The sequence below is a fragment of the Arcticibacter sp. genome (assembly GCF_053551015.1).
Genome location: NZ_JBMQOB010000009.1, coordinates 115,529 through 139,852, shown reverse-complemented (window position 1 = coordinate 139,852; position 24,324 = coordinate 115,529). Strand labels below are relative to the sequence as shown.

The 24,324-nt window shown below is 43.5% G+C and carries 24 protein-coding genes; 4 read left to right on the top strand and 20 right to left on the bottom strand.

All coding sequences use genetic code 11. The features are described from left to right. Positions 1 to 96: 96 nt before the first annotated feature. Both ACO1NU_RS06010 and ACO1NU_RS06005 read left to right on the top strand, forming a co-directional pair. Positions 97 to 1,902, top strand: a complete 1,806-nt coding sequence (locus tag ACO1NU_RS06010) for a tetratricopeptide repeat protein (protein ID WP_448817563.1) — start codon at positions 97 to 99, stop codon at positions 1,900 to 1,902. A gap of 27 nt (positions 1,903 to 1,929) precedes the next feature. Then, positions 1,930 to 2,232, top strand: coding sequence for a DUF4286 family protein (locus ACO1NU_RS06005; RefSeq protein WP_448817562.1), 303 nt, complete (start codon positions 1,930 to 1,932; stop codon positions 2,230 to 2,232). On the opposite strand, the gene ACO1NU_RS06000 is transcribed toward ACO1NU_RS06005, so the two are convergent. From ACO1NU_RS06000 to ACO1NU_RS05910, 19 genes are all read right to left on the bottom strand, one after another. Further along, positions 2,204 to 2,716, bottom strand: coding sequence for a flavodoxin domain-containing protein (locus ACO1NU_RS06000; RefSeq protein WP_448817561.1), 513 nt, complete (start codon positions 2,714 to 2,716; stop codon positions 2,204 to 2,206). The genes ACO1NU_RS06005 and ACO1NU_RS06000 overlap by 29 nt on opposite strands. 90 nt (positions 2,717 to 2,806) lie before the next feature. Further along, positions 2,807 to 3,625 (bottom strand): OmpA family protein, encoded by an 819-nt coding sequence (locus tag ACO1NU_RS05995; protein ID WP_448817560.1) that lies wholly within the window; start codon positions 3,623 to 3,625, stop codon positions 2,807 to 2,809. Positions 3,626 to 3,634: 9 nt separating this feature from the next. After that, complete coding sequence (locus ACO1NU_RS05990; protein ID WP_448817559.1) at positions 3,635 to 4,300, bottom strand: DUF2461 domain-containing protein; 666 nt, start codon at positions 4,298 to 4,300, stop codon at positions 3,635 to 3,637. 94 nt (positions 4,301 to 4,394) lie between these two features. Then, entirely contained in the window at positions 4,395 to 4,667 is a 273-nt protein-coding gene (locus ACO1NU_RS05985; protein WP_448817558.1) for a hypothetical protein, read from the bottom strand. 10 nt (positions 4,668 to 4,677) lie between these two features. Continuing rightward, complete coding sequence (locus ACO1NU_RS05980) at positions 4,678 to 5,217, bottom strand: DUF420 domain-containing protein (protein ID WP_448817557.1); 540 nt, start codon at positions 5,215 to 5,217, stop codon at positions 4,678 to 4,680. Between the two features lie 11 nt (positions 5,218 to 5,228). Beyond that, a complete protein-coding gene (locus tag ACO1NU_RS05975) occupies positions 5,229 to 5,930 on the bottom strand; it encodes an SCO family protein (RefSeq protein WP_448817556.1) in 702 nt (233 codons plus the stop codon). After that, complete coding sequence (locus ACO1NU_RS05970; RefSeq protein ID WP_448817555.1) at positions 5,930 to 6,268, bottom strand: cytochrome C oxidase subunit IV family protein; 339 nt, start codon at positions 6,266 to 6,268, stop codon at positions 5,930 to 5,932. Before ACO1NU_RS05970 ends, ACO1NU_RS05975 begins: the two co-directional genes overlap by 1 nt. A gap of 20 nt (positions 6,269 to 6,288) precedes the next feature. Continuing rightward, complete coding sequence (locus ACO1NU_RS05965; RefSeq protein ID WP_448817554.1) at positions 6,289 to 6,978, bottom strand: cytochrome c oxidase subunit 3; 690 nt, start codon at positions 6,976 to 6,978, stop codon at positions 6,289 to 6,291. An 8-nt stretch (positions 6,979 to 6,986) separates the two neighbouring features. Continuing rightward, positions 6,987 to 7,508 (bottom strand): cytochrome c oxidase subunit 3, encoded by a 522-nt coding sequence (locus ACO1NU_RS05960; RefSeq protein WP_448817553.1) that lies wholly within the window; start codon positions 7,506 to 7,508, stop codon positions 6,987 to 6,989. A 68-nt stretch (positions 7,509 to 7,576) separates the two neighbouring features. Further along, positions 7,577 to 8,449, bottom strand: coding sequence for a heme o synthase (gene cyoE, locus ACO1NU_RS05955; protein ID WP_448817552.1), 873 nt, complete (start codon positions 8,447 to 8,449; stop codon positions 7,577 to 7,579). Positions 8,450 to 8,557: 108 nt separating this feature from the next. Continuing rightward, positions 8,558 to 10,462, bottom strand: coding sequence for a cytochrome c oxidase subunit I (locus tag ACO1NU_RS05950; RefSeq protein WP_448817551.1), 1,905 nt, complete (start codon positions 10,460 to 10,462; stop codon positions 8,558 to 8,560). A gap of 20 nt (positions 10,463 to 10,482) precedes the next feature. Next, complete coding sequence (locus ACO1NU_RS05945) at positions 10,483 to 11,811, bottom strand: cytochrome c oxidase subunit II (protein ID WP_448817550.1); 1,329 nt, start codon at positions 11,809 to 11,811, stop codon at positions 10,483 to 10,485. Between the two features lie 41 nt (positions 11,812 to 11,852). After that, a complete protein-coding gene (locus tag ACO1NU_RS05940) occupies positions 11,853 to 13,088 on the bottom strand; it encodes a quinol:cytochrome C oxidoreductase (RefSeq protein ID WP_448817549.1) in 1,236 nt (411 codons plus the stop codon). Between the two features lie 18 nt (positions 13,089 to 13,106). Next, positions 13,107 to 13,703, bottom strand: coding sequence for a c-type cytochrome (locus ACO1NU_RS05935; protein ID WP_448817548.1), 597 nt, complete (start codon positions 13,701 to 13,703; stop codon positions 13,107 to 13,109). Beyond that, complete coding sequence (locus ACO1NU_RS05930) at positions 13,687 to 14,223, bottom strand: DUF3341 domain-containing protein (RefSeq protein ID WP_448817547.1); 537 nt, start codon at positions 14,221 to 14,223, stop codon at positions 13,687 to 13,689. Before ACO1NU_RS05930 ends, ACO1NU_RS05935 begins: the two co-directional genes overlap by 17 nt. Before the next feature lie 3 nt (positions 14,224 to 14,226). Further along, positions 14,227 to 15,699 carry an NrfD/PsrC family molybdoenzyme membrane anchor subunit gene (gene nrfD / locus ACO1NU_RS05925; RefSeq protein WP_448817546.1) on the bottom strand — a complete coding sequence of 491 codons (1,473 nt, stop codon included), beginning with the start codon at positions 15,697 to 15,699 and terminating at the stop codon, positions 14,227 to 14,229. 30 nt (positions 15,700 to 15,729) lie between these two features. After that, the gene (locus tag ACO1NU_RS05920; RefSeq protein ID WP_448817545.1) at positions 15,730 to 18,747 is read right to left on the bottom strand and encodes a TAT-variant-translocated molybdopterin oxidoreductase; all 3,018 of its coding nucleotides are present in this window, start codon (positions 18,745 to 18,747) and stop codon (positions 15,730 to 15,732) included. Positions 18,748 to 18,783: 36 nt separating this feature from the next. Further along, entirely contained in the window at positions 18,784 to 20,145 is a 1,362-nt protein-coding gene (locus ACO1NU_RS05915) for a c-type cytochrome (RefSeq protein WP_448817544.1), read from the bottom strand. A 224-nt stretch (positions 20,146 to 20,369) separates the two neighbouring features. Next, positions 20,370 to 21,344, bottom strand: coding sequence for a deoxyhypusine synthase family protein (locus ACO1NU_RS05910; protein ID WP_448817543.1), 975 nt, complete (start codon positions 21,342 to 21,344; stop codon positions 20,370 to 20,372). A gap of 127 nt (positions 21,345 to 21,471) precedes the next feature. Between ACO1NU_RS05910 and ACO1NU_RS05905 the strand changes: the two genes are divergently transcribed. Further along, positions 21,472 to 22,539, top strand: coding sequence for a polymerase (locus ACO1NU_RS05905; protein WP_448817542.1), 1,068 nt, complete (start codon positions 21,472 to 21,474; stop codon positions 22,537 to 22,539). On the opposite strand, the gene ACO1NU_RS05900 is transcribed toward ACO1NU_RS05905, so the two are convergent. After that, positions 22,536 to 23,321 (bottom strand): O-methyltransferase, encoded by a 786-nt coding sequence (locus tag ACO1NU_RS05900; RefSeq protein ID WP_448817541.1) that lies wholly within the window; start codon positions 23,319 to 23,321, stop codon positions 22,536 to 22,538. The genes ACO1NU_RS05905 and ACO1NU_RS05900 overlap by 4 nt on opposite strands. Before the next feature lie 118 nt (positions 23,322 to 23,439). On the opposite strand from ACO1NU_RS05900, the gene ACO1NU_RS05895 reads away from it, so the two are divergent. Continuing rightward, positions 23,440 to 24,309, top strand: a complete 870-nt coding sequence (locus ACO1NU_RS05895; protein WP_448817540.1) for a transglutaminase-like domain-containing protein — start codon at positions 23,440 to 23,442, stop codon at positions 24,307 to 24,309. The last annotated feature ends 15 nt before the right edge of the window (positions 24,310 to 24,324 follow it).

The window sequence follows — 24,324 nt, the reverse complement described above, 5'->3', positions numbered from 1 at the left end:
CAAATAGAATACAGCTCCCCGGGGAATAATATACAGGAAAAGCTTAAACATGTTTTTCATAAGCCTTATCTTCGTTTAAAGGATGCGAACTGACGAATGAAAGGACTGTGTTTATACCTTACATTGCTTGTTCTGAGCTTATCAGCCCATGCTCAGCAGGAAATGAATGAACGCCTGGCCAGGGAGTATTCGCTCAGCGGAGATGTTGAGAAGGCCCTTTCTATCTATCAAAAGCTTTACAACAACGGAGCGGGTCCGGAGTACTATGATCAGTACTTTTCGTCGCTCCTGCAGGCTAGAAAATTTAATGAAGCCCAGGACCTGGTCAATACGATGATTGCCAGAGACGCGGCTTCGCCGGTGTACAAAGTGGATCTGGGGCGGGTGTACCAGGAGTCGGGTTATAGAGAGAAGACTGATTCGATCTATAAAGGACTGCTACGCAACCTGCACAAGGATGAGTTCAGCGTACGGGAGCTTGCTGCTGCCTTCTATCGTGCTAATGCATACGACTATGCTGTGACTGCTTTTACATACGGGCGTAAGCTTCTGGGGGATGAACGGGCCTTTGCCTTTGATCTGCTTGCCTTGTATCGTTACAAGAAAGACAAGACCATGCTTATAGATGAATACATCAGGATCTTGTCTTCTAACCCCGAGCCTGTCATCCTCACACAGGCGGAAAGCAGTTTCGAAATGCTGCTGGAAGCAAAAGAGGATTACGCCTTGCTGGAGACATCGCTTAAAAAAGCTCTGAAGGGAAAGAAGCAGGCACCGCTGTTGACTCAGCTGCTCTCTTGGACTTACTCGCAGCAGGAGCGGTTTCCTGAGGCGCTGAACCTGCTCATCAGCCTCGACAGGCAAGGTGCGCAAGGCGAAGAGGCAATCTACCAGACGGGCACCATGTTGATTGATCGGCGCGAATTCGGGGCTGCTCTGTCGGCTTTTGAATATCTCGTATCGAAGGGGGCTAGCGACTACTATTTTGCCTCGGAAGCACGAATCCTCTACTGCAGAACGGAGTTATTGAGTTCAGGGAACCCTCCTGACGATCAACTGAATAAACTGGCGCAGGACTACCGTGCGTTTATCAATAAAACGGATGACGTGACCATCAAAGCCTTTTCGTTGCGCAAGCTGGCGGGTTTTAACTCTTATCGACAGAAGAGCTATGCAGATGCTGTCAAGCTGCTGCAGGAAGCTCTCAGCTTCAAAGGACTGGACTCAGACACGAAGGGATATATCAAGCTCGACTTAGGGGATATATATGCATTGACCGGGGACGTATGGGAGGCAACTCTTCTTTATTCGCAGGTGGCAAAGGAAGCGCACGATGCGACACTCAAACAAGAGGCGCAATTCCGGAATGCACGCTTATCCTATTTTAGGGGCGACTTTGTGTGGGCCCAGGTACAGCTGAATGAACTGAAAGGGGCTACCAATCAGATGCTGGCCAATGATGCACTGAACCTGAGTCTGCTGATTTCTGAGAGTACCCAACTGAGAGAAGATACGCTATCGTTACGCGCTTACGCCAGGGCGGATATGTTTTTCGCCTCCAAACACTTTGATAAAGCGATGGGGATTCTCGATAGCATGCAAGCGACAGGACGGCAGAGCACGCTGGACGACGATATGTTGATGCTTCGCGCCAGGATATACCTGGAGTTAAAGAAGTATAAAGAGGCAACGGAGACGCTGAGGCAGGTATATGAGCGATATCCCTCTGATATATGGGCAGATGATGCCTTATTCACACTCGGCAATACTTACGAGACGCTTCATGAACCTGAAAAGGCGAAGGCTTGTTATGAAAAGCTGATCTCCGATTATCCCGGCAGCTTGTATATTTCTGAAGCGCGGTCGCGATTTAGGAACTTACGAGGCGACTCACTTGGATAGCTCGCCGGTTGCTCGTAACTTCGCCGAATGGTTCTATACAACTTAACGATTATAATTGAGGAAGCGATAAATGAGGAATGGCAGAGTTGGATTAAGTCTGTTTTCATCCCCAAGATCTCAGAAACGAACTTGTTCATATCCCATCGCTTACTTAAGGTTCTGAATTCTCCCAACGAGGGAATTACTTACTGTCTTCAGTTCGTTGCCGAGAACGTTGGAAAATACGATACCTTCGCTGCTGAACACGCTCCTGCGATCATGGATATCCACACTCAAAAGTTCCGCAATCAATGTGTGTCTTTTAGCTCTTTAATGGAATATATGGAGTAGATGCTACGGCATTTTCATTCAAGAATGCGGAGACAAATGCTTTAATAGCGCTTTCATTTATGGCTATTACATCTTGTTCTTCCTTCGACGGATTGAAGATAAGTCGCTCGATCGCGTTGAGCTTGTTGTATATGAGATCTCCTTCAAATACGGCAGAGGCTTTGGAGTGAGCCTTAAGCACAAGGGGAAAAGCGCGTTCGAATTGGTCAGAATCACGCGTACTGAGCAGACAGCATACGAAGAGTCCTATGCGCCTTTCAAGTAACTCGTGCATATTTCTCTTGCAAAAATGCCTGATTTCCGTTTGTATGCTACCATAATGTATGGAGCCTCCAATGATGATGTTACTAAAGTTCCTGATATCAGGGTATTTCTCGTCAGCGAGATTAAAGATCTGAACCTCACCTGTTAGCTGCTCTGCTATATGCTTGATGATTTTCTCGGTAGTGCCATGCCGGGACATATAAATAAGCGCAACTTTCATAACTTGGGTTTTCAACAAAACGCTATTAGGTGGTAAAAAGTTATTTAATTCCAAAAAAAAGCCGCTTTTAGCGGCTTTCATGAGCTTTGTTTATTTGATCAACTCGTAGAGTTCATCAAGTTTCGGTGATAATACGATCTCAATTCGCCGGTTTTTACTACGTGCTTCGGCTGTGTTTGAATCTTCAATAGGCTGATACTGGCCTTTACCGGTTGCTGTAACCCGGGCATTCTCGATACCCTGAACTTCCGTCAGGAAGCGTACTACAGACGTGGCACGTAGGACACTCAGATCCCAGTTGTCTTTAATTTGACCGAGATTATATACGCGTTGGTTATCTGTATGACCCTCTACCGAAATGTTAATCTCAGGCTGGGTTTTAAGGACGGATGCGAGTCCCGCCAAAGCTTGCTTGCCTTTCTCATCAATGATGATGCTTCCGGAACTGAACAGCAGTTTGTCGGTCAGCGAGACATATACTTTACCATTCTTAATTTCAACGGAAAGTCCGCTCTGCTGGAATCCTAAAAGGGCTTTCTGAAGCTTATCTTTAAGAGCATTAGTGGCTTCTTCCCGCTTACGAAGTATGGCTTCCACCTCCTGTAGTCTGGCCTCACGCTTTTTCAGATCTTCTGATAATTTGGTCGAGGACGCCCTTAAACTTGCATTATTTTCATTCAATCCGCCAACTTTGGATGTAAGATCGCTGATTTGGCTTTTCAGGTTTGCAATCTCTCTGTTTAAGCTGGCAACCTCATCGTCAAGGCTCCCGATGCGGGCATTCGCATTGTTCAATGTGCTTGACAAAGAGTCTCTCTCAGCAACAAGTGCTTTGTACTTCTTGGGAGACAAGACCATACATGAACTTAACAGGAATAGTGAAAGTGATAAATAAAGGATTCTGTTCATATCAAATTGTTAGGAATTGGCGTTACGTAAAAACTCCATGAAGGGGAATAATCTACCTGCACTTTGCATAAGGAGATCTGTACAATTATCTTCGGCAAGAAATTTATCGTCCAACGGCTTCGATACGATAAAGCTCTTCAGTTTTAAGTATTCTATGGCAGGATGATCGGAGGCATAACCTTTCGGCGAGGTTTTTAGCTTGTCTTCGATGTCGAGATCTCCAAATTCCTCCTTAAAGTCAGGTACGTTCAAAATAGACTGCCATTCGGTCCAATTATAATCAATCTCCTGTCGTATGGCTTTCAATTCATCAGCAGATGGGTGCCATGTCCCTGCTCCTATAAACGAAGCTCCTGGCTGAATATGGACGTAATAACCCGGACCGGGAAAATTCTTTCCATTTGCGGAAATTCCGATGCCAAAGTTTGTTTTATAGGGTAGCTTATTCAAGCTGAAGCGGACATCCCGATAGATTCGCATCACACAGCTTTTTGGATCCAGGCTCTGTGGAATAGTAGGATCAAAAGACGCGAGTCCTTTGATCAATTCTCTGGTGAATTCTATGACATTATTCCGGCTGGCTTCATACTGATCCTTATTCTCCTGAAACCAATCACGATTGTTATTATCGTTTATCAGCCGTAGAAACCGAAGTGTCGATTGTTCTATCTTCATCCTGAATTAAAGCCCTGGGAGCACTTGTTGAAATGCCGCTCTTATTAAGAAATGATGTCGTACTAGCCGACATACAGCCGCATAGATTATAGAATTAAGAATTAAGTCCCTCTCCTTTCAGGTCGGCACCGTCGTTCTTTTTACGATAGTTCTTGTACCAAAGATAGCCTATACCTGCAACCGCAAGATATGGAGCTGCAAGAAGGTAGAGAATACCATCGTTTAATCCATCCCCCTCTGTATTCCCGTTGTTGACGGAGTTTTCTGCCGTTGCAGAACACATCGCGCATTGCGAATACGCAGAATCCGTTACCAGAGTCATAAAACTCAGACAGATAACTAAAGAAAAATACCGCAGAGATCTCATCTTTAAAATTTTAAAACGTATAATATGGCGAAATCATAATGTATACAATTACTCCCGTAACGGTCACATATAGCCAGATCGGATAGCTCCATCTAACGAGCTTCCTGTGTCTCGCCACGTTGAGACTAAGCCCGCTATAGAAACTCAACAATACTAACGGTAAAACTATCGCTGCAAGTATAATGTGAGTGATTAGAATAAAGTAATAAAAATACCTTATTGAGCCCGTTCCACCATATGTTGTCTGAATTCCCGTGGCGTGAAAAATGATATAGCTGACCAGGAACAATGAAGACAGCACAAAAGCCAGGATATTCAAACTTTTATGCGCAGATATATTCCGGTTTTTGATCTGATATAAAGAAATCAGAAGAAGAATGGTGCACGTTCCATTGATGATCGCATTCAATTTTGGTAGAAAAAACACCCAGGAAGGAATCGAAGTCACATCAGGGAACAGAGTAAAAACTTTAGCCTGAAGGATGCAAACTACTACAAATACAACGATGGAAACGACTGTGATTAAGCGAAAAGCAAATTTATCATTCATTAGAATAGGAATTAACGATCAGTGACCATACGTAATTGTTCAGCAATTAACACTTTGATCTCGTCATTTAACTTGTTCATTTGATCCTTGTTTCCAGAGTCGTAATAGCCTCTGATACGCTTCTGAGGATCAACCAAAACAAAAAGAGGACTGTGTACGATATTCGTGGGATCCAGCTTCGGCGAATATGCGTCTAGAAGAAAATCTTTCCGGGCGATGTCATAGATCAGGTTCTTGTCTCCTGTAAGGAAGTGCCAGACGCCGGGCACCGCGTGAAAAGATGAGGAATAGTTAGCCAGAACCTGCGGGGAATCGTGATCAGGATCAACAGATACAGAGCAGAATCTGATCATTCTGTTTCCTGCATACTCCTTGGTGAGGAACTCCATCCTCGCATTCATCTCCGAGCATGAATTGGGGCATCTGGAATAGAAAAAATTAAAGATGGTAATCTTGTTACTATCCAGAGGAAAACGCAGGGATTTACCGCTTTGATCGACAAGTGAGAAATCCCGGATCTGGTGATAAAGTGTATCGGGTATCTTCTTACCTCTCTTAGTATGAAAAGTGCCGGTAAGTTCCTTAGGCCCATAGATACTTAAAGGGCGGTAACGATTCTTCCCTTTATCCTGGAGTAAATAATACAAAAATCCTGGTACCATAAGAATGATGACCAGGATTAATATTTTTTTGAACGGAGACTTGTTATTCATTAGTTCATATGAACATGTAAATAAGACCCTTCTGTAAGTAACAACACGATAAAGTAGACAATAAAGATCAGCCCAACGGTAAGTGAAGTGACGAACGCCGTCTTTTCAAACTTCAGGTGCATAAAATATGCAATGATATAATAAGCCTTTAACAAGGTAAGTACCACGTATATGAAGTTACCAAGTCCGTGATTCATTCCCATCGGCATTAGCACAAGAGCAATAAAAAACTCCAGAGCCGTAATGCCAAGCAGATAGAAAAATACCTGCCAGATTCTCTTTTTAGTCATGCCTGCGTGATCAGCATGCCCGTGTTCTTGTGTATGTTCAGTAGCCATTTTCGTTTGTTTTTAAAGGGTTAAACCAGGTAAAAGAATGTAAATACGAATACCCATACCAGATCAACGAAGTGCCAGTATAATCCAACCTTCTCTACCATGATATATGTACCTCTCTTTTCGAACACATTTGACATGGTCATTGCGAGGATGATGATGTTCAGTATAACACCACTGAAAACGTGGAATCCGTGGAAACCAGTTATAGTGAAGAACAAGTTTGAGAACTGCAGAGCACCGACAGCATCTGTTCCTTTATACGACTCAGGAAAATGTCCCCAACCATATCCTTCGTGGAAGAGGTGAGTCCACTCTAAAGCCTGGCAACCGAGGAATGTTAAACCCCCAATAATTGTCCAGATCATCCATTTGACGACTTCGTTTTTAGCACCACGATGTCCGGCTTCTACGGCAAGAACCATGGTAACGGAGCTAACGATCAAAATGAACGTCATAATACCCACGAAGACTAATGGATATCCATGCTCGGCGAAACCGGGAACAGACTGGAAGACCACATCCGGATCAGGCCAGGTTAGCTGAGTAAAACGCTGCGCGCCATAGTAGATAAGCAGGGCCGAGAAGGTAAACGCATCTGAAAGAAGGAAAAACCACATCATTATTTTTCCGTACTCCGCCTCGAAAGGGGATCTTCCGCCGCTCCATGGACCAGTTTTAATTTTGTCGAGTTGTGAAACAGTAGTACTCATTTTTTAGCTTATTGATTCAAAATTAAGAAAACATATAAATAAATCCATAGTATATCCAGAAAATGCCAGAACAGGGATGTTAACTCCATATGGAACATATTTCTCACCTGTGTGACCTTCGGAGCCTGCCTGATAATCGAGTAAATGATCATGCATATCCCAACAAGGATATGGATAACGTGAAACGCGGAGAACACATAGATAAAAGACTCGGAAGCGTTTGAATTGACGAAAGGAGCACCCGCTAAAAACAGGGCGTTCCACGCACTATACTGAGAATAAAAGAACGCGAGTCCTAATAAGGCTGTGATTGCTAAAAACAAGCGCTGCTTTGAGAAGTCTGATGCTTTTGCTGCTTTAAAAGCGAGATGCATAGTTGCACTACTCAAAACGATAATAACCGTACTGAAAATAAACTCCACAGGAAGCTTTACCTTGATTCCACGGGATGGGTCGCCTCCTGTATACACAATATACGCGCTGGTCAGTGCGGCAAACAACATGCATGATGTTATAATAAAAAGCCACATCAAGAACTTCTTGGGCTTTAGGTTTTCAGTGTCCTGTTGTAATGGGACTTGTGCCATATATAGCATATTTACGATATAAAGTCAAATAACATAATCAGCTGTACTAGTGGAAGGTAAAAGAAGGAACAAAACATAACCTTTTTTGCTTTCACTATATCCAGGGTAGTAAACAACTGAATACTTAAATACAAAAAAATCAGCCCTGCCAACAGCGATACAGCGCCGATAACATAACCTCCGAATCCCATAAATGTTGGGATCAGACTAACCGGAATCAGGACTAACGACGAAACTACAATAAAGCCGGCACTCACGCGGTCGCGCTTCTTTGTAGGTAGCAGCCTAAAGCCTGCCTTTTTGTAATCATCATCGAGCACCCAGGCAATAGACCAAAAGTGAGGAAATTGCCATACAAATTGTATCAGGAACAGAATTATCGGGACCCATGAAATAGCAGGCTTGTCAAAAGCTGCGAAGTAACCGATCAAGGGCGGTAAAGCACCTGGAAAAGCTCCAATAAAAACAGCAATTGGCGACTTCCTCTTTGATGGTGTATAGACCATCGCATATAGAAAAATAGAAAATACAGATAATACCCCGGTTATCATATTCAGACGAAGGAGGATAAGCGTTCCTGCTATCGCCATAAATAAGCTTAACACCAATGCCTGACCAGTCGTCATCCTTCCCGAGGGAATTGGTCTGTCGCTGGTACGGGACATAAGCTTATCGAGATCTTTCTCTATAATTTCATTGAAGCCATTAGCTGCACCTGCAACTAAAAATCCGCCCAAAGTCAGAATTGCCCAGTTAATCCAGTTAATAGATTCCTGCTCTTTACTTCCTATCAAAAAAGAAACGGAAGCCGAAAATACAACAAGAACGGTAAGCCTAAGCTTTATTAACTTTTTAAAGTCCGATATAAAAGATTCCTCACTCACTCAAATATTCCAAATTATCAGGATAAAATACCCTGATGATGAATCAATATAAAAAGGGGTACCTGTAAACGATACTGATCGCAGATACCCCTATTCATATTGAGATGACTATGCTTTATTCGCAGCTAGTCGTTCTGCTTCCTGATTCTTCTGCCATTCAAGTTGAATACGCTCAGCTTCAGGGTTTCCTTCAAAATCATGAGGGAAGTTAGAGCTCATCGTCTCTGAGAATGGTACCGTCTGAGGAATAAAGTCCTCATGGTGACCAGGCTTACTATAATCATATGGCCAACGGTAAACTGTTGGGATCTCCCCAGGCCAGTTTCCGTGAAGGTGTTCAACTGGTGTAGTCCACTCCAGGGTATTTGACTCCCATGGATTTTGTGGAGCTTTCTTTCCATACCAAATAGAGTGGAAGAAATTCCAAAGGAAAGCTACTTGTCCGAGAGCTGCAATTATCGCTGCCCATGATACAAATGTATTAACCGTTAACCATTCTTTCATGAACTCGAACTCTGTAAATGCATAATACCTTCTTGGAACACCATCAAGGCCCATAAAGTGCATTGGGAAGAACACAAGGTAGGCACCGATGAACGTGAACCAGAAGTGTAAATATCCAAGCTTGTCATCCATCATTCTACCGAACATCTTCGGGTACCAATGATAAACCCCACATAGCATTCCGCAGATAGCAGCAGAACCCATTACAAGGTGGAAGTGAGCCACAACAAAGTATGTATCATGCAAGTTGATATCCAGAGCGGCATTTCCAAGGAAAATACCGGTAAGACCACCAGAAATAAAGAAAGATACCAGACCAATGGCGAAAAGCATTGCAGGTGTGAACCTGATATTACCTCTCCAGAGAGTAGCCAGGTAGTTGAATGTCTTTACGGCAGATGGAACAGCGATGATCAACGTAGTGATCATGAACACTCCCCCTAAGAATGGGCTCATACCGGTCACAAACATGTGGTGTCCCCAAACAATGAAAGACAATACGGTGATACCAATTAATGAGTATACCATCGCGTGATATCCAAATATAGGCTTACGTGCGTTGGTTGCTATAACCTCAGAGGTAATACCCAGGGCTGGCATAATTACGATGTATACCTCAGGGTGACCAAGGAACCAGAATAAATGCTGGAATAAGATCGGGCTACCGCCTTGTTGAGGCAGCACCTGACCTTGAACAACAAGATCTGACAGGTAGAAACTTGTACCTACACTACGGTCGAAAATCAGCAACACAACCCCAGCTACCAATACCGGGAACGATAAGGTACCAAGAATAGCTGTCAGGAATAATGCCCAGATGGTAAGAGGCATCTTCCACAGGTCCATACCCTTTGTACGCATATTCAGAATTGTACTGATATAATTTAAGGCTCCAATTAGAGAAGAGGCAATAAAGAACACCATACTGATCAACCACAGAGTCATCCCGGTTCCAGAACCCGAAATAGCTGTCGGTAATGCAGATAAAGGAGGATAAATCGTCCAACCCGCACTCGCCGGTCCGCTCTCAACGAAGAATGATGCCATCATGATTACACAAGCAATCAGGAAGAACCAATAGGATATCATATTCGCTATCGGAGACGCCATATCTCTTGCACCGATCTGTAATGGAATCAAAAGATTACTGAATGTACCACTGAGACCAGCTGTCAACACAAAGAATACCATTATAGTACCATGTATCGTCACGAGTGATAAGTAGAAGTCCGGTTTAATCCGGCCACCTTCTGCCCACTTTCCCAGGAATGTTTCCATCAACGGGAAGCTCTGATCCGGCCAGCCTAACTGGATACGGAAGAGAATAGAAAGAAGCATTCCGATTACCGCCATAATGATACCGGTAATAAGGAATTGTTTTGCGATCATCTTATGATCCTGGCTGAAAACATACTTAGTCAGGAATGATTGCTCATGATGACCATGACCATGATCATCATGTGAATGCCCTGAATGTTCTAATGTATGATTAATCGCTGTGCTTGACATATTATCGATCTATCTGTTTACTAATTATTTAAAGCTATATTATTATCTATAGTAGCTGCCTCTGATGAGGATGCCACCTTTTGCTGCATTTCTTTCTTCATATCATCGTTGAAGAACAGAGGTTGCTGAGCAATCCACTCGTTGTATTCTTTCTCACTAACAACCTTAACTTTGTACTGCATATTGTAGTGACCTGATCCGCAGATCTTCGCACATAACAACACATAGTCAAATGCAGGGTTACCTTTCTTCTCGCGCATCTCCTCAGTAGTTAGCTTCGGCGTAAACTGAAAGTATGTCGGCATACCAGGAACAGCATTCATCTGCACCCTAAAATCAGGCATATAAAAGCTGTGAAGAACATCTTTGGAGTTAATGGTCACACGCACAGGTTTATTTACCGGTAAAACGATCTCAGGACCGAGTCTGTCATCCCAGCTCTTTTTGTCTGCGTAATCGATACCCAGAGAGTTAGTCGGGGTAGTCAATTTGTAGTTACGAACACCAAGTTGGTTATCAGCACCCGCATAGCGTACGTTCCATTTGAACTGCTCACCGGTCACTTCGACTGATAATGCTGCTTTCTGATCTGCTTCAGGTGGATTAGTGATACTTCTCCATGTAAAGAATCCAAACACAACAAGGATCGTCAACACAAAGGCCGGTACAATCGTCCAAAGACGCTCAATAGCATTATTATGCGGGTAGTAATATGCTTTTCTGGTTTCCTGTCCTCTGTAGCGGAAAATGAACCAGAACAGAAGGACCTGCGTAATAACAAAAACAAGAGTCGTAATGGCTACTGTTACCAGCATCATTCCATCAATCCTGTCGCCATGAACTGAGGCAGACTCCCCGGTAACTACGTAACCCCAGGTGTCATATGACCAATACGTTCCGTACAAACCAAGGATCATGAAGGCAACGAAAATACCTCCTTGAATAGAATTCCAGTTCAAAGCTCCACGCTTACCTTGAATCTCACGGGTAAGTTCATAAACTCTAAGGATCTTCCCGATGATAGCCAGGAATATACAAACCAATATAAACAGGATTGTATAATAAGCGGCTGTTTTGTATAATGTGCTGTTGTCTACAACTTCATCTGCAGCAGCCAATGTAGAAGAATCATCAGACGTCGCCGACTCGCTCACCTTTACTAACTCGCTTGCGAACGCATCCATGTCTGCTGCATCGGTTGCAGAAGCCGCTGTGGATGATCCTGCAGAAATTTCCGTCGGCGCCGCAGCGGTCGAATCCTGTGCGGAAACCGGTGTGCCTGCAACTATACAGCCGATAGCAAGTACCGCAATTAAGTTTCTGATCTTAAATAATTTATTAAAACGCATTTCTTTATACAATTCTAATGTGAATCCTTGTTCTTGTCTACTTATACAGAATGATGTAAACTCTCCTCAAGGAATGGATGATTCTTTGCAACCAATGGCTTTTTAGCTAGTTGAGACAGCATCAGGAAGCTGAATAAACCTGCAAAACCGATAGCTGTTCCAATTTCAGTAATTCCAAAATCCCTATGGCTCTCAACAGTACCAGGCATAATCATCATATAATAATCAAGCCAATGTCCGCAGAGTAAAAGAATACAAACAACCAAAAGTGTATTTGTACGTCTCTTAGCATCACGAGTCATTAATATCAATACGGGAGCAAGAAAGTTAATCACAATGTTTAACCAGAACCATGGCTTATACTCTGGTTCCCATCTCTTGAAGAAGTAAACGGTTTCTTCCGGCATATTCGCGTACCAGATCAATAAGAATTGTGCAAACCAGACATAAGTCCAGAAGATAGAAAAGGCAAACACAAATTTTCCAAGATCATGGAGGTGATTATGATTTACCCACGACAAGTAGCCACCCTTCTTCATCAGGATCACAGTAATAGTGATCGCACATAGGCCACTCACCCACATAGCTGCGAAGTTGTACCAGCCAAACATAGTAGAGAACCAATGTGCCTCTAATGACATGATGGTATCAAATGACCAGATAGGAGTAGTGAAACCGAAGATCACCAGGAATATAGCTGAAACCTTGAAGCTCTTCTTATAGTTAGTAAGTCCACCCACTGAATCTTCATTGTTGGAGTACTTGGTTAACATTACCGCAAAGATGCTGTAAATCGCAAGGAAAATAACAAGTCTGATCAGGAAGAACGGAGCGTTCAGATACCCGGCCTTCTTCGCGATGATAGGATCATAATTAGCATGACCCACTTCAGCTATGCCTTCATGGTGCCAGTGATGATACAAGTTATGCGAGAATAAACCTGCAGCGCAGATAATAATCAGAATGACAGAAGCTATCGGCAATACCTTGGCAAAAGCCTGTGGTATACGGATCAGACCCGCAGACCAACCTGACTGTGTAACAAGCTGCAAAGCAACAAAGAAAGCTCCTGCAGCACATACACAAGTAAAGTAGTACCCCATTAAAAGGAGATTCGCAAATGTACGTTCAGTATGATGTTCTGATGGATCTAAAAGAAAGCCATAGGCTAACGCTAAGACGCCTATCAGAATGGCAATCAAACTCCAGGTTTTTGCTTTACCCGAAAATTCGAATTGCTGTGTAAAATTATGTGTGTGATGATTGTGAGTTCCCATTTCGCTTAAAACATTAACTTATTTAAGTTTTTGCAATTCTTTTACGTACATAACAATTTTCCACCTTTCAGTAGGATTAAGTTGTGCACGGTGAGGTCCCATAAGGTTTAACCCGTATGTTATTGTGTGAAAAATCTTTCCATCTGTCAAGTCTTTCATCGCACCACCTCTGGAAGAATTACCTGTCGAATAAGACGGCGGAGGAGGGAATTTCTCCAACGCAATAATTGATCCGTCGCCATTGCCCTGAGGCCCATGGCAGTGTGAACACATATGAAGATACAAGTTCTTGCCTTCAGTCAGCGTCTGCTTATTCCTTGTTAGCGGGTTCACCAAATTAGTACTGGCTGCCAAATAGCCCTCATTTGTATTTGGATACTCATCAACCTTGTCGTAACCAATAGGAGTTGTTCCAGATGGAGGCAACTGTGCAGTCTGTCCATTTGGAAAATTCTTATTTGGCTGATCCGGATTGTAAGCAATCGGATCATACATATTACGGGCGAATTCAAGTCCCGGATTCTGTTTATCACCACCACATGACGATACCACAGCTGAACCTGCTACGGCGATCAATGCAGCGCTAAATATCCTGAGCTTATTCATAACTAACATACTTCCTTTCGTTGTGCATAACTTCAACAGCGCCTGCATCTTTTAACAAGTTTTCAATTTTATCCGGATAAGGATTTGTCTTTGCGTCAATAGCAATAACAAAGCGATCGTTCGTAGCTCTGAGGTCCATCACCCTTGGCGCACGTCCAGGGAAGAAATGATTTGCATAGAAGAATGTGAACATCATTCCGTAAGCAGCAAAAAGAATCGTAAGCTCAAACATAATTGGAATAAAATCCGGCATAGCAAAAGCCGGCTTTCCTCCGATATTCATAGGCCAGTCATAAACCAGCATATAATAAATCATGCTGAAAGCTGTAACGGTACCTGTAATTCCAAAGCAGAATGCGGCAATCGGAAGTCTTGAACGTTTGTAACCAAGCTTGTCCTCTATCCCGTGAATCGGCATCGGAGTATAGACATCATATATTCCAATATTATTCTCCTGTAGTTTGTCGATCCCGTGCATCATCTCATCAGGATCTTCAAAATGACCTAATATATATTTTACGTTGCTCATTGTTTAGCTATTAGCGTAATCACTTTTTGAAACACTATCATATTTCTCCAAAGACTCCTGGTAGTACTCGCCATGAGACTTTTCAACCTTACCATCTCTGATCTGCTTCTGTTTAACCTGATCACTTGAGCTCTTCAGGATCAGTTTCACTTCCGCCATTGCAATACCCGGAAGTACGCGAAGGAATAAAAGGAACAGCGTAAAGAACACACCGATAGATCCAACAAATAACAGGATATCAATCGTAGTCGGATAGAACATCGCCCAACTTGAAGGAAGGTAGTCACGGTGCAGAGAGGTCACGATAATTACGAAACGCTCAAACCACATACCGATGTTCACTACGATAGAGAGAACCCATGATGCCCAGATGCTGGTACGAATCTTCTTGAACCAAAACAGCTGAGGGGAAATAACGTTACAGGTCATCATACTCCAGTATGCCCACCAATATGGACCGCTGATACGATTCAGGAACGCATACTGTTCGTACTCAACTCCTGAATACCAGGCGATGAATAACTCAGTCAGGTAAGCAACACCCACGATAGATCCGGTAACGATAATGATCACGTTCATCGATTCGATATGGAACATCGTGATGTAATTCTCCCACTTCATTACCTTACGTGCTATAAGCAACAACGTCTGTACCATAGCGAATCCGGAGAAGATCGCTCCTGCAACGAAATATGGAGGGAAGATGGTAGTGTGCCATCCTGGTTCCAGTGACGTTGCAAAGTCAAAAGACACAATCGTGTGTACAGATAATACAAGAGGTGTAGAGATACCCGCAAGGATGAGTGACACCGACTCGAAACGCTGCCAGTTTTTTACTGAACCTGCCCATCCAAAAGAAAGGATAGAGTAGATTCTGCGTCTTAGTCCGGTTGCTCTGTCACGAATGGTCGCAATATCAGGAAGTAAACCTGTATACCAGAACACCAGCGATACAGAGAAATATGTCGAAATCGCAAACACGTCCCAGATCAGCGGTGAGTTGAAGTTAACCCATAGTGATCCAAATTGGTTTGGAAGAGGAAATACCCAGTACGCTAGCCATGGACGACCCATGTGAGCGATAATATAAGTGGCGGCACAGATAACCGCGAAAATCGTCATCGCCTCTGCAGACCGGTTAATGGAATTCCTCCAGTTCTGACGGAAAAGCAAAAGTACTGCTGAAATAAGCGTTCCTGCGTGACCAATACCGACCCACCAAACGAAGCCGGTAATGTCCCATGCCCAACCTACAGTTTTATTCAAGCCCCAGGTTCCCAGTCCCACCCAGAAGGTGTAACTGATCGTAACCACCCAGGTAAGGGCCAAAACCACCGCGATGCCAAAGCCTATCCACCAGGCTTTATTGGGCTTATTCTCAACTGGAACCAGAACATCCTCAGTAATCTTAGAATAGGTTATATTCTTTCCGGTGATTAATGGTTCTCTTAATATTGATTCGTTATGTGCTGACATAATCTTTTTAAAATTCTATTCTGAAATCAATTACGCTTCTACTATGTTTCTGACCTTCGTCTGATAACCAACACCCGGCATTGTATTGATCTCTTCTAATACATAATATGTACGCTCATTACGCAAAGCCTTGCTTACTGCTGATTCAGGATCGTTCATATCTCCGAAGATAATCGCGTTCGCTGAACATGCCTGCTGGCAAGCCATCTGTATTTCACCATCTTTTACCGGACGTTTTTCCAGCTTAGCAGCTAATCTGCCACCCTGGATACGCTGAATACACATAGAACATTTCTCCATAACCCCTCTTGAACGTGTCGTTACATCCGGGTTAAGTAAAAGTTGAGTGAATTCGTTGTTCAGATAGTTATCAAAACGTGAGTCATTCCAGTAGTTGAACCAATTGAAACGACGAACTTTATAAGGACAGTTATTCGCACAGTAACGAGTTCCCACACAACGGTTGTAAGCCATATGGTTCAAGCCGTCAGATGAGTGCATGGTCGCAATAACAGGACAAACTGTCTCGCATGGTGCGTGATCACAATGCTGACATAGCATCGGCTGATGAACCACAGATATATCATCCATGTTCTCAAGCTTGCCGATTTCATCTTCTTTAGTAACAGACTTACCGCCGTCGTTGAAGCTGTAATAGCGGTCAATTCTGATCCAGTGCATATCACGACGGTTTCTAACCTCGTCACGACCTACAACAGGTATATTGTTCTCTACATTACATGCAACAATACAAGATCCGCAACCGGTACAAGCATTCAGGTCGATTGCCATTACCCAGTTATGTCCAATCTTCTTATGCTCTGGCCACAGGTCATAGTTATGATGAGCAGCGCCGTGTGCAGTAGTTCCTGCGTGAGGGTTCTTCTTGTATTCCGCGAATGTGGTTTCGCGAATGATATTACGTCCCTCGTAAGAGTGGTGTGTTTGAGTCTGCGCAAGTTCGTACTTACCACCCGCTTTACTGATTGTAGCTGTCGTGTGGAACTGAACAGAACCATTTGCTAAGCGCGCCAGAGGATAAGCATTCTCACCTACCTTACCGATCTGACCGGCCTTTGTACGTCCGTATCCTACCGCGATAGAAATGGTACCACGTGCCTGGCCAGGCTGAAGCAATAATGGAAGAACAATTGTATAACCATTCTCACCTTTTATCTCTACCAGGTCAAACTCACTCCACCCCTGCTCTTCTGCAAATTTTGGAGCAACAGCAGCATAGTTGTCCCATGTAACTTTAGAAACCGCGTCAGGTAACTCCTGAAGAAAAGCGTTATTAGCATAACGGCCATCCTTCATCGCACCATTTTGGTATAAATGTACTTCTATATCCTTAGCAAGAGATTTACTTTGTGAAACAATTGCCTGAGCTGCACCGGATAGATTTCCAGCGAAAGCATAAGCGCCTGCAGGTTTAGCACCTGTATAAACGAATCCTGTTTGCAACAGTTCTTTCCAGGTTTTTCCTGCAGCAGGAAGTATATTCTTCTCCCAATATGATTTTACATACTGGTAGTAGTTCTTCTGTGGATTCTCAGACCAGGCCAGTAAGCTCTGTTCTGCCTGTCTTGTATTGAAGACAGGGTTTATTGTCGGCTGAACAATGGTATAATAACCTTCTACCGCATTCTCGTCACCCCATGATTCCAGGAAACATGATGTAGGCGCAAGAACTGTACATAAACTAGCTGTTTCATCTTCCCTTTCGGAGAAAGAAACACGCATTGGAACTTTGGCTAATGCATCAGTAAACGCCTTTGGGTCTGAATAATCATAAGCAGGATTGCTGCCCATGAAGAAGACTGCGCCAACCTCACCATTATTCATCTCTTTAACGAAAGCTGCAAATGCAGCATCGTTACCAGCATAGTTATTGATCGTGTTATCCAGATCAATCGTAGTTCCATAACTACCTAAAGCCGAGTTGATCGCGTTCACTACAGTCTGTACAGCGGTGTCGTTTGATCCTGAAACAACTAGCGCACGACCTTTTGCCTGAAGTAACTCCTTCGCAGCAAGTTTAATTGCTGTATTGGCAAATGTATTAGAAGCTAATGCCTGAGCACCTGGAAGCTGAGCACCTGTTACTGCATTGTATAATGCAATAACCGCGGGACCTTCTTCTGATGGCTTAACCGGAATACGTGAATCTGCATTTGTACCTGTCAGGCTCATACCAGTTTCGAACTGGATATGTCTGGACATCTTTCCGTTTTTCAGTGATGCGGAGTTTCTGTTACCAACATATTGTTTAGTAAACTCCTCTCCTGAAATCCAGGTACCTAAGAAATCTGCAGAGATACTCACAATCACGTCCGCACGATCAAACCTGTAGCCAGGGATAACCGCCTTGCCAAAGCTGTTTGCGTTAGCCTGAAGAATGCCGCTATAAGAAACAGCGTCAACCTGTACGTGAGTAGTATTTGGATATTGAGTAATGAACTCAGAGACAACGCTCTTCGCTGAAGGGCTTGTTACAGAAGAAGAAACAATACGTATTTTCTTTCCTGATGCCTGAAGCTTATTTAGCTCGCCTTTAACAAACGAATCTAATTTCTCCCAGCTTGTATCAGCACCGTCAACCTTTGGTCCCTTTAATTTTGAATTATCATAAAGATCCAGAATTGCAGCCTGAGTAGCAGCATCTGTTCCGGTATTGCCAAATAGACTGCGTTCATTTGGCTCAATTTTGATAGGGCGACCTTCTCTTGTTTTTACTAAAATACTCTGACCATTGTAGCTGGAAACATAATAGTTAGCAACACCTGGTGTAACCTCCTCTGGTTTTACCAGATAAGGGATAGACTTGTGCACAGGGGCAGTCTGACATGCTGCCAAAGAAACAGCTCCTATTCCAAATCCCAATGCCTTTAAAAAGTCACGCCTTGGCGCGACTGTGTTCAAACCTCCTTCGCTTAAAACATCTTCCAAAGGAATTTGCTCAGCGAACTCATTTTTATTCTTTTCTACAAATTCAGGAGAGCTCTTCAGTTCTTCTAAACCTTTCCAGTATTTTTTATTGCTCTTCATTTAAGCTATATGTAACTGTATCTGTAAGTTTTAATATTAATAATGACATTTACCGCACTCCAGACCGCCTAACATAGCAGGAGTAACTTTCTTTCCTTGCTTCAGCAGGTCGTGTACTTCCACTACCTTATCGTAGTATCCGTTACCTTCTGATTTCACGTCATGCTCACGGTGACAATTGATACACCATTTCATGGTCAGAGGTGAGTACTGATAAACTTCCTCCATGGTCTGGATAGGACCGTGACACTGCTGACACTCAATACCTGCCACAGACACGTGCTGTGAGTGGTTGAAGTAAGCAAAGTCAGGGAGATTATGTATACGAACCCACTGGATCGGCTTCGGATTTGATCCATATTCCTTAGTCTGAGGATCGTAATCAAGAGCCTTGTATATCTTCATAATCTCTGGAGATATTTCGCCATTATATTTATCGGTTGCCTGAACATAGTTATGACAGTTCATACATACATTCAAAGATGGAATAGACGCATTCTTTGATTTGTATGCACCAGTGTGACAGTACTGGCAATCTATCTTTAATGTACCTGCGTGTAACTGGTGTGAATATTTAATAGGTTGCTCTGGCTGATAACCCTGGTGAACTCCTGTATTCCACATCGCCTTCCATCCCCATGATCCCAGGAGAATTACAACGAGAAGAACCGTAAAGAATACCAGTTTCTTGTTCTTGGAGAATCTTCTGATCTTCTCATAAGCAGTCTCCTTGCTTACAGATTCTTCCGTTTCAACAGCAAGACCTTTCTTCTGCAGAATTACTCTGTCCAGAGTTTTGATAACGCGGTTTAAAACAAGGATAACCAGTAAAGTAATTAAAACAACCAGGATCAATCCTCCCAGCATAAAATTACTCACCTTTCCGGAATCGCCTGAAGCGGCTCCGTCAGCGCCAGCAGCTGCACCACCTGCCGGAGCAGCTGGCTTGTCACCTTCCGTCTGAACATAGGCGATGATATTCACAATATCAGCATCCGTCAGTTCGGGGAATGGTGTCATCACCACTTTATTGTATTCTTCGAATACTTTTACCGCCGCAGGATCACCAGAAGCAACCAGCGCCTGGGAATTCCTGATCCATTTAATCAACCATGCTTCATCATGCCTCTCGCTCATCCCCTTCAATGCAGGACCAACCACCTGACGGCCGATCGCATGACAGGATGTACACTTTTGTTTAAAGATCGCAGCACCTGCACCCGCATCACCCTTTGAAGCGGCAGCGCCAGCCTCAGCCGGAGCTTCACCTGCGGTAGCAGCTTCTTCAGCCTGTACTGCCGGAGCTTCCTGTGCAAATCCCTGAACACCTAAACTTAGAGCAGAAATAAAAATGAATGGTTTTACAACACTTCTAAAAATCAATGAGATGCTTCTCATATTACTATTTTACGCTTTAAATTATATGTAAAATTGAAATTCATGCGTTAAATCACGAATTCGGATGACAAAAGTATAATTAATTAAATGATCTGTGACACTTTTATGACCTTGAAAATTAATTTATATTCGTTCTAAACAAGGTCATAAAATGCCATCTAACGTATTATTAACGAAACTTTTTCGCAGCATTATTACCACACAATATCGTCACTAATGATCGATTATTGTTTCAATATCCAGGCGAAAATCAAAGGCGCAACAATAGTAGCATCCGACTCTACAATAAACTTCGGTGTATTAATGTCCAACTTACCCCAGGTTATCTTTTCATTTGGTACTGCTCCGGAGTAAGAACCATAGGATGTGGTCGAATCTGAAATCTGGCAGAAATAACCCCAGAAAGGTATATTCTCCATCTCCATATCCTGATAAAGCATAGGAACAACGCAAATCGGGAAGTCCCCGGCTATACCGCCGCCAATCTGAAAGAACCCAACTCCCTTACCATCTGAATTCTTCACATACCAGTCTGCCAGGTAGCCCATATACTCAATACCACTCTTCATAGTAGACGCTTTCAGCTCCTGCTTGATCACGTATGAGGCGAAAATATTCCCCATTGTTGAATCCTCCCATCCGGGAACAACGATCGGCAGATTCTTCTCCGCAGCGGCAAGCATCCATGAATTCTTAGGGTCAATTTCATAATACTGCTCCAGCACACCGCTGTTCAGGAGCTTGTACATGTATTCGTGAGGAAAATAACGCTCCCCTGCTTGTTCTGCGTCAACCCAGATCTTGTGTATATGCTGTTGAATTCTTCTGAATGCTTCTTCTTCAGGGATACAGGTATCGGTTACGCGGTTATAATGGTTTTCTAACAGATCCCACTCGTCTTGAGGACTAAGGTCTCTGTAGTTAGGTACGCGCTTATAATGTGAATGAGCAACCAGATTCATGATATCTTCTTCAAGGTTTGCCCCTGTACAGCTGATGATCGCAACTTTATCCTGACGGATCATTTCTGCTAATGATATGCCCAACTCTGCTGTACTCATCGCACCAGCCAGAGTAATCATCATCTTTCCCCCTTCTTCTAGAAATTCTTCATATCCTTTGGCTGCATCTACTAATGCTGCAGAGTTGAAATGCAGATAGTTCTTCTCTATAAACTTTGAAATAGGTCCTCTTTCCATTTTTTGTATTTAAAGATGCAAAAGTAGCATTTTTAACGTATGAAAACTATATTCGCAGCACATGAAGAAAAGCATCTCGTTCTTAATTTGTTTTTTATTATTCACAATAACAATTTGTTCCGCTCAAATGCGGCTAATCCGCAAAATTCTTTCGCATGATAGCGACACCAGTCGAAAAACAAGCATCATAGCGCTTCCTGCGGCCGCATACTCCCAGGAAACAGGAGTGGAATTTGGTGCGCTATCCATAATATCCTTCTACACCGACAAAGCAGATACATCAACGCGAAGCTCCACAATCAACGGCATCGTTACGTTCACAACCAAAAAGCAAAGCAATTTTGTCATCAAACCGGATATCTGGACTTCAGGCAACAAGTATCACATCGCAGGGACACTGCGGTACAAAAAGTTTCCGTTCGACTTCTACGGCACAGGGAATACGACAAACCTGGCGGATAAAGACCCTATCGAACAACGCCTGATCGTACTGAATACTGAAGCGGAGCGGAAAATCACCCGTGGATTTTACGCAGGTTTCAACCTGGGATTTGAAAACTACGAGTACCGCGACAAAACTAACGGAGGGATCTTTGAAACAGGTGGTTTCAATCTGACTAGATCAGGAAAAGTAATATACCTCGGGGCTTCGGTCATTCTGGACACCCGCAACACCAACACCTACACAACCCGCGGCAACTACCTTCGTCTAAACTATTCGTACGCACCTGATTTCTTCGGCGCCGAAAACTTTACGGGAAGCTTGGTAAAAGCAGATTTCCGGAACTTTAACCGCCTCAGCGAAAAATTGGTACTGGGCTTCCAGTCCACGTTTCAGGGATTGTATGGCAGCAAGCTTCCTTTCTACCTGTTACCTCAGCTGGGCAACGATCAGATCATGAGGGGGTACTATACCGGCAGATATCGCGACCAGAATTTAATTACAGCGCATGCCGAGTTGCGATACCGCTTTGTCAAGAGATTTGCTGTTACTGCATTCGGAGGAACCGGAACGGTATTCAGGAACGGATCTTTTGGCGTGGATGATCTGAAGCCTAACTATGGTGCTGGTGTCAGATATTTCGCTGATCCGGGAAGGGGACTTACTCTCCGGATGGACTATGCTGTAGGGGAACAACGAAGAGGAGAGCCGCGTCAAACCGGCTTCTACCTCGCATTGGCTGAAGCTTTTTAAAACTTCACCTTGAAATCTTCCTTCACCTGTCCTTTCCTGAAATAAACAAGGCCGATCCAGAAAAGGTCGACGGTGACCGTTACCTGCGGATGTGCTTTGATTTCATTCCAGGCTTCTTCCATACCTTTGCTCCAGTAAATGTCGTCAAAGATCAACAGGGTCCCTTCATGCACTTTTGGAAGACACCACCTGAAATATTCCAGAGTTGCCTCTTTTCGGTGATTTCCATCGATGAAAACAAAATCGAGCTTATCCAGACCGGCAATGACTTCCGGGAATACATGATCAAAGTTTCCGGTTCTCACCTCGGCATGCTGCACTCCAAGTGATTCGAGATTCTCCCGCGCTACTGCAGCTGTTTCCGGACAACCTTCTATGCTGATCAGGCTGGCATTTCGCCCGGCTTTAGCCATATAAGCAGTAGTGAGACCTAAACAGGTACCAAGCTCAATAATATTTGCAGGTTTATGCTCGTTAACTAGTCTGTATATTAGTTGAGCTAACTTGGGCGTCTTCAAAGCGTTTTTCGCCAGCTGCTTGATCTGCTTTTGCTTGTTGTTATTGACGTGAGAACCTGCACCAAGATCGGTGATGGTGATAAAGCGCTCATCGTTCAGCAACTTTTTACGCACCGACTCGATCTCCCGGTATTCTTTACGTGGCCTGAAATCGTAGATGACTTCGTCGATAAGCCGGTAAACAAATGGAGAATGTACGCCGTGGCGGGTTTTCGCAACCAGGCGGTGACGTATATAGGACGTAAGTAGCTGAATATTGATCATGAGGCCACAAAATTAGATAAATTCAATCTCTTCTTTGCTTGCCGAATGAGAATAGATCATAAAAGATGCAAACCTCAATATGTATATAGATGTTAATAAATTCTAACATGAGATCCCGATGAACAAGGAATTAGAAGCACTGGTCAAATTATTGGATGATCCTGATGAGGATATTTCCAGGCATGTTGAAGAACGGATTTTATCTTACGGCAGTGAAATAATAGGCTTTCTCGAATCCTCATGGGAGCAATCTTTCGATGTACTTGTTCAGCAAAGAATAGAAAACCTGGTGCATAAAATTCAGTTCGGTGAAGTAAAGAATGAACTGAAACTCTGGTATCAGAGTGGAGCTTTTGACATTCTGGAAGGTATGATCATTATCAACCGGTACCAGTTTCCGGATATGGATCCCCAGAAGATCATCAACCAGATAGAAGAAATCAAAAGAGATATCTGGCTGCAGATGATCTATGAGATGAGCCCTGCCGAAAAGATAAAATTAATCAACCATGTATTTTATCAGAACTACGGCTTTACCGGCAACACAAGCAATCATCAGGACCCTAATAATTCATATATCAGCCAGGTGCTCGAAAGCAAAAAAGGGAACCAGATCTCACTTGCGGTTATCTATTCCATCATTGCGCAGAAGCTCGACATACCGGTTTACGGAGTCAACCTTCCCCAGCATTTCATCCTGGCCTATGTAGACGAGTCGGAAGAAGTGCCCGAGGACGAACAGATCCTGTTCTATATAAATGCATTCAACAAGGGATTTATATTCGGAAAGAGAGACGTCGATTCGTTTCTTAAACAACTCAGCCTGAAGCCTGAAAAACATTACTACGAGCCGTGTTCAAACGTAGACATAATCAGGCGCGTACTGAGAAACCTCACCTCTTCTTACGTCAAAGCAGGTAATGAGGCGAAAGTCCAGGAAATAGCGGAGCTGATCGAAGCTGTCGAAGGGCAAGCCCCAACCCTTTAATACAAGGGTTGGAAC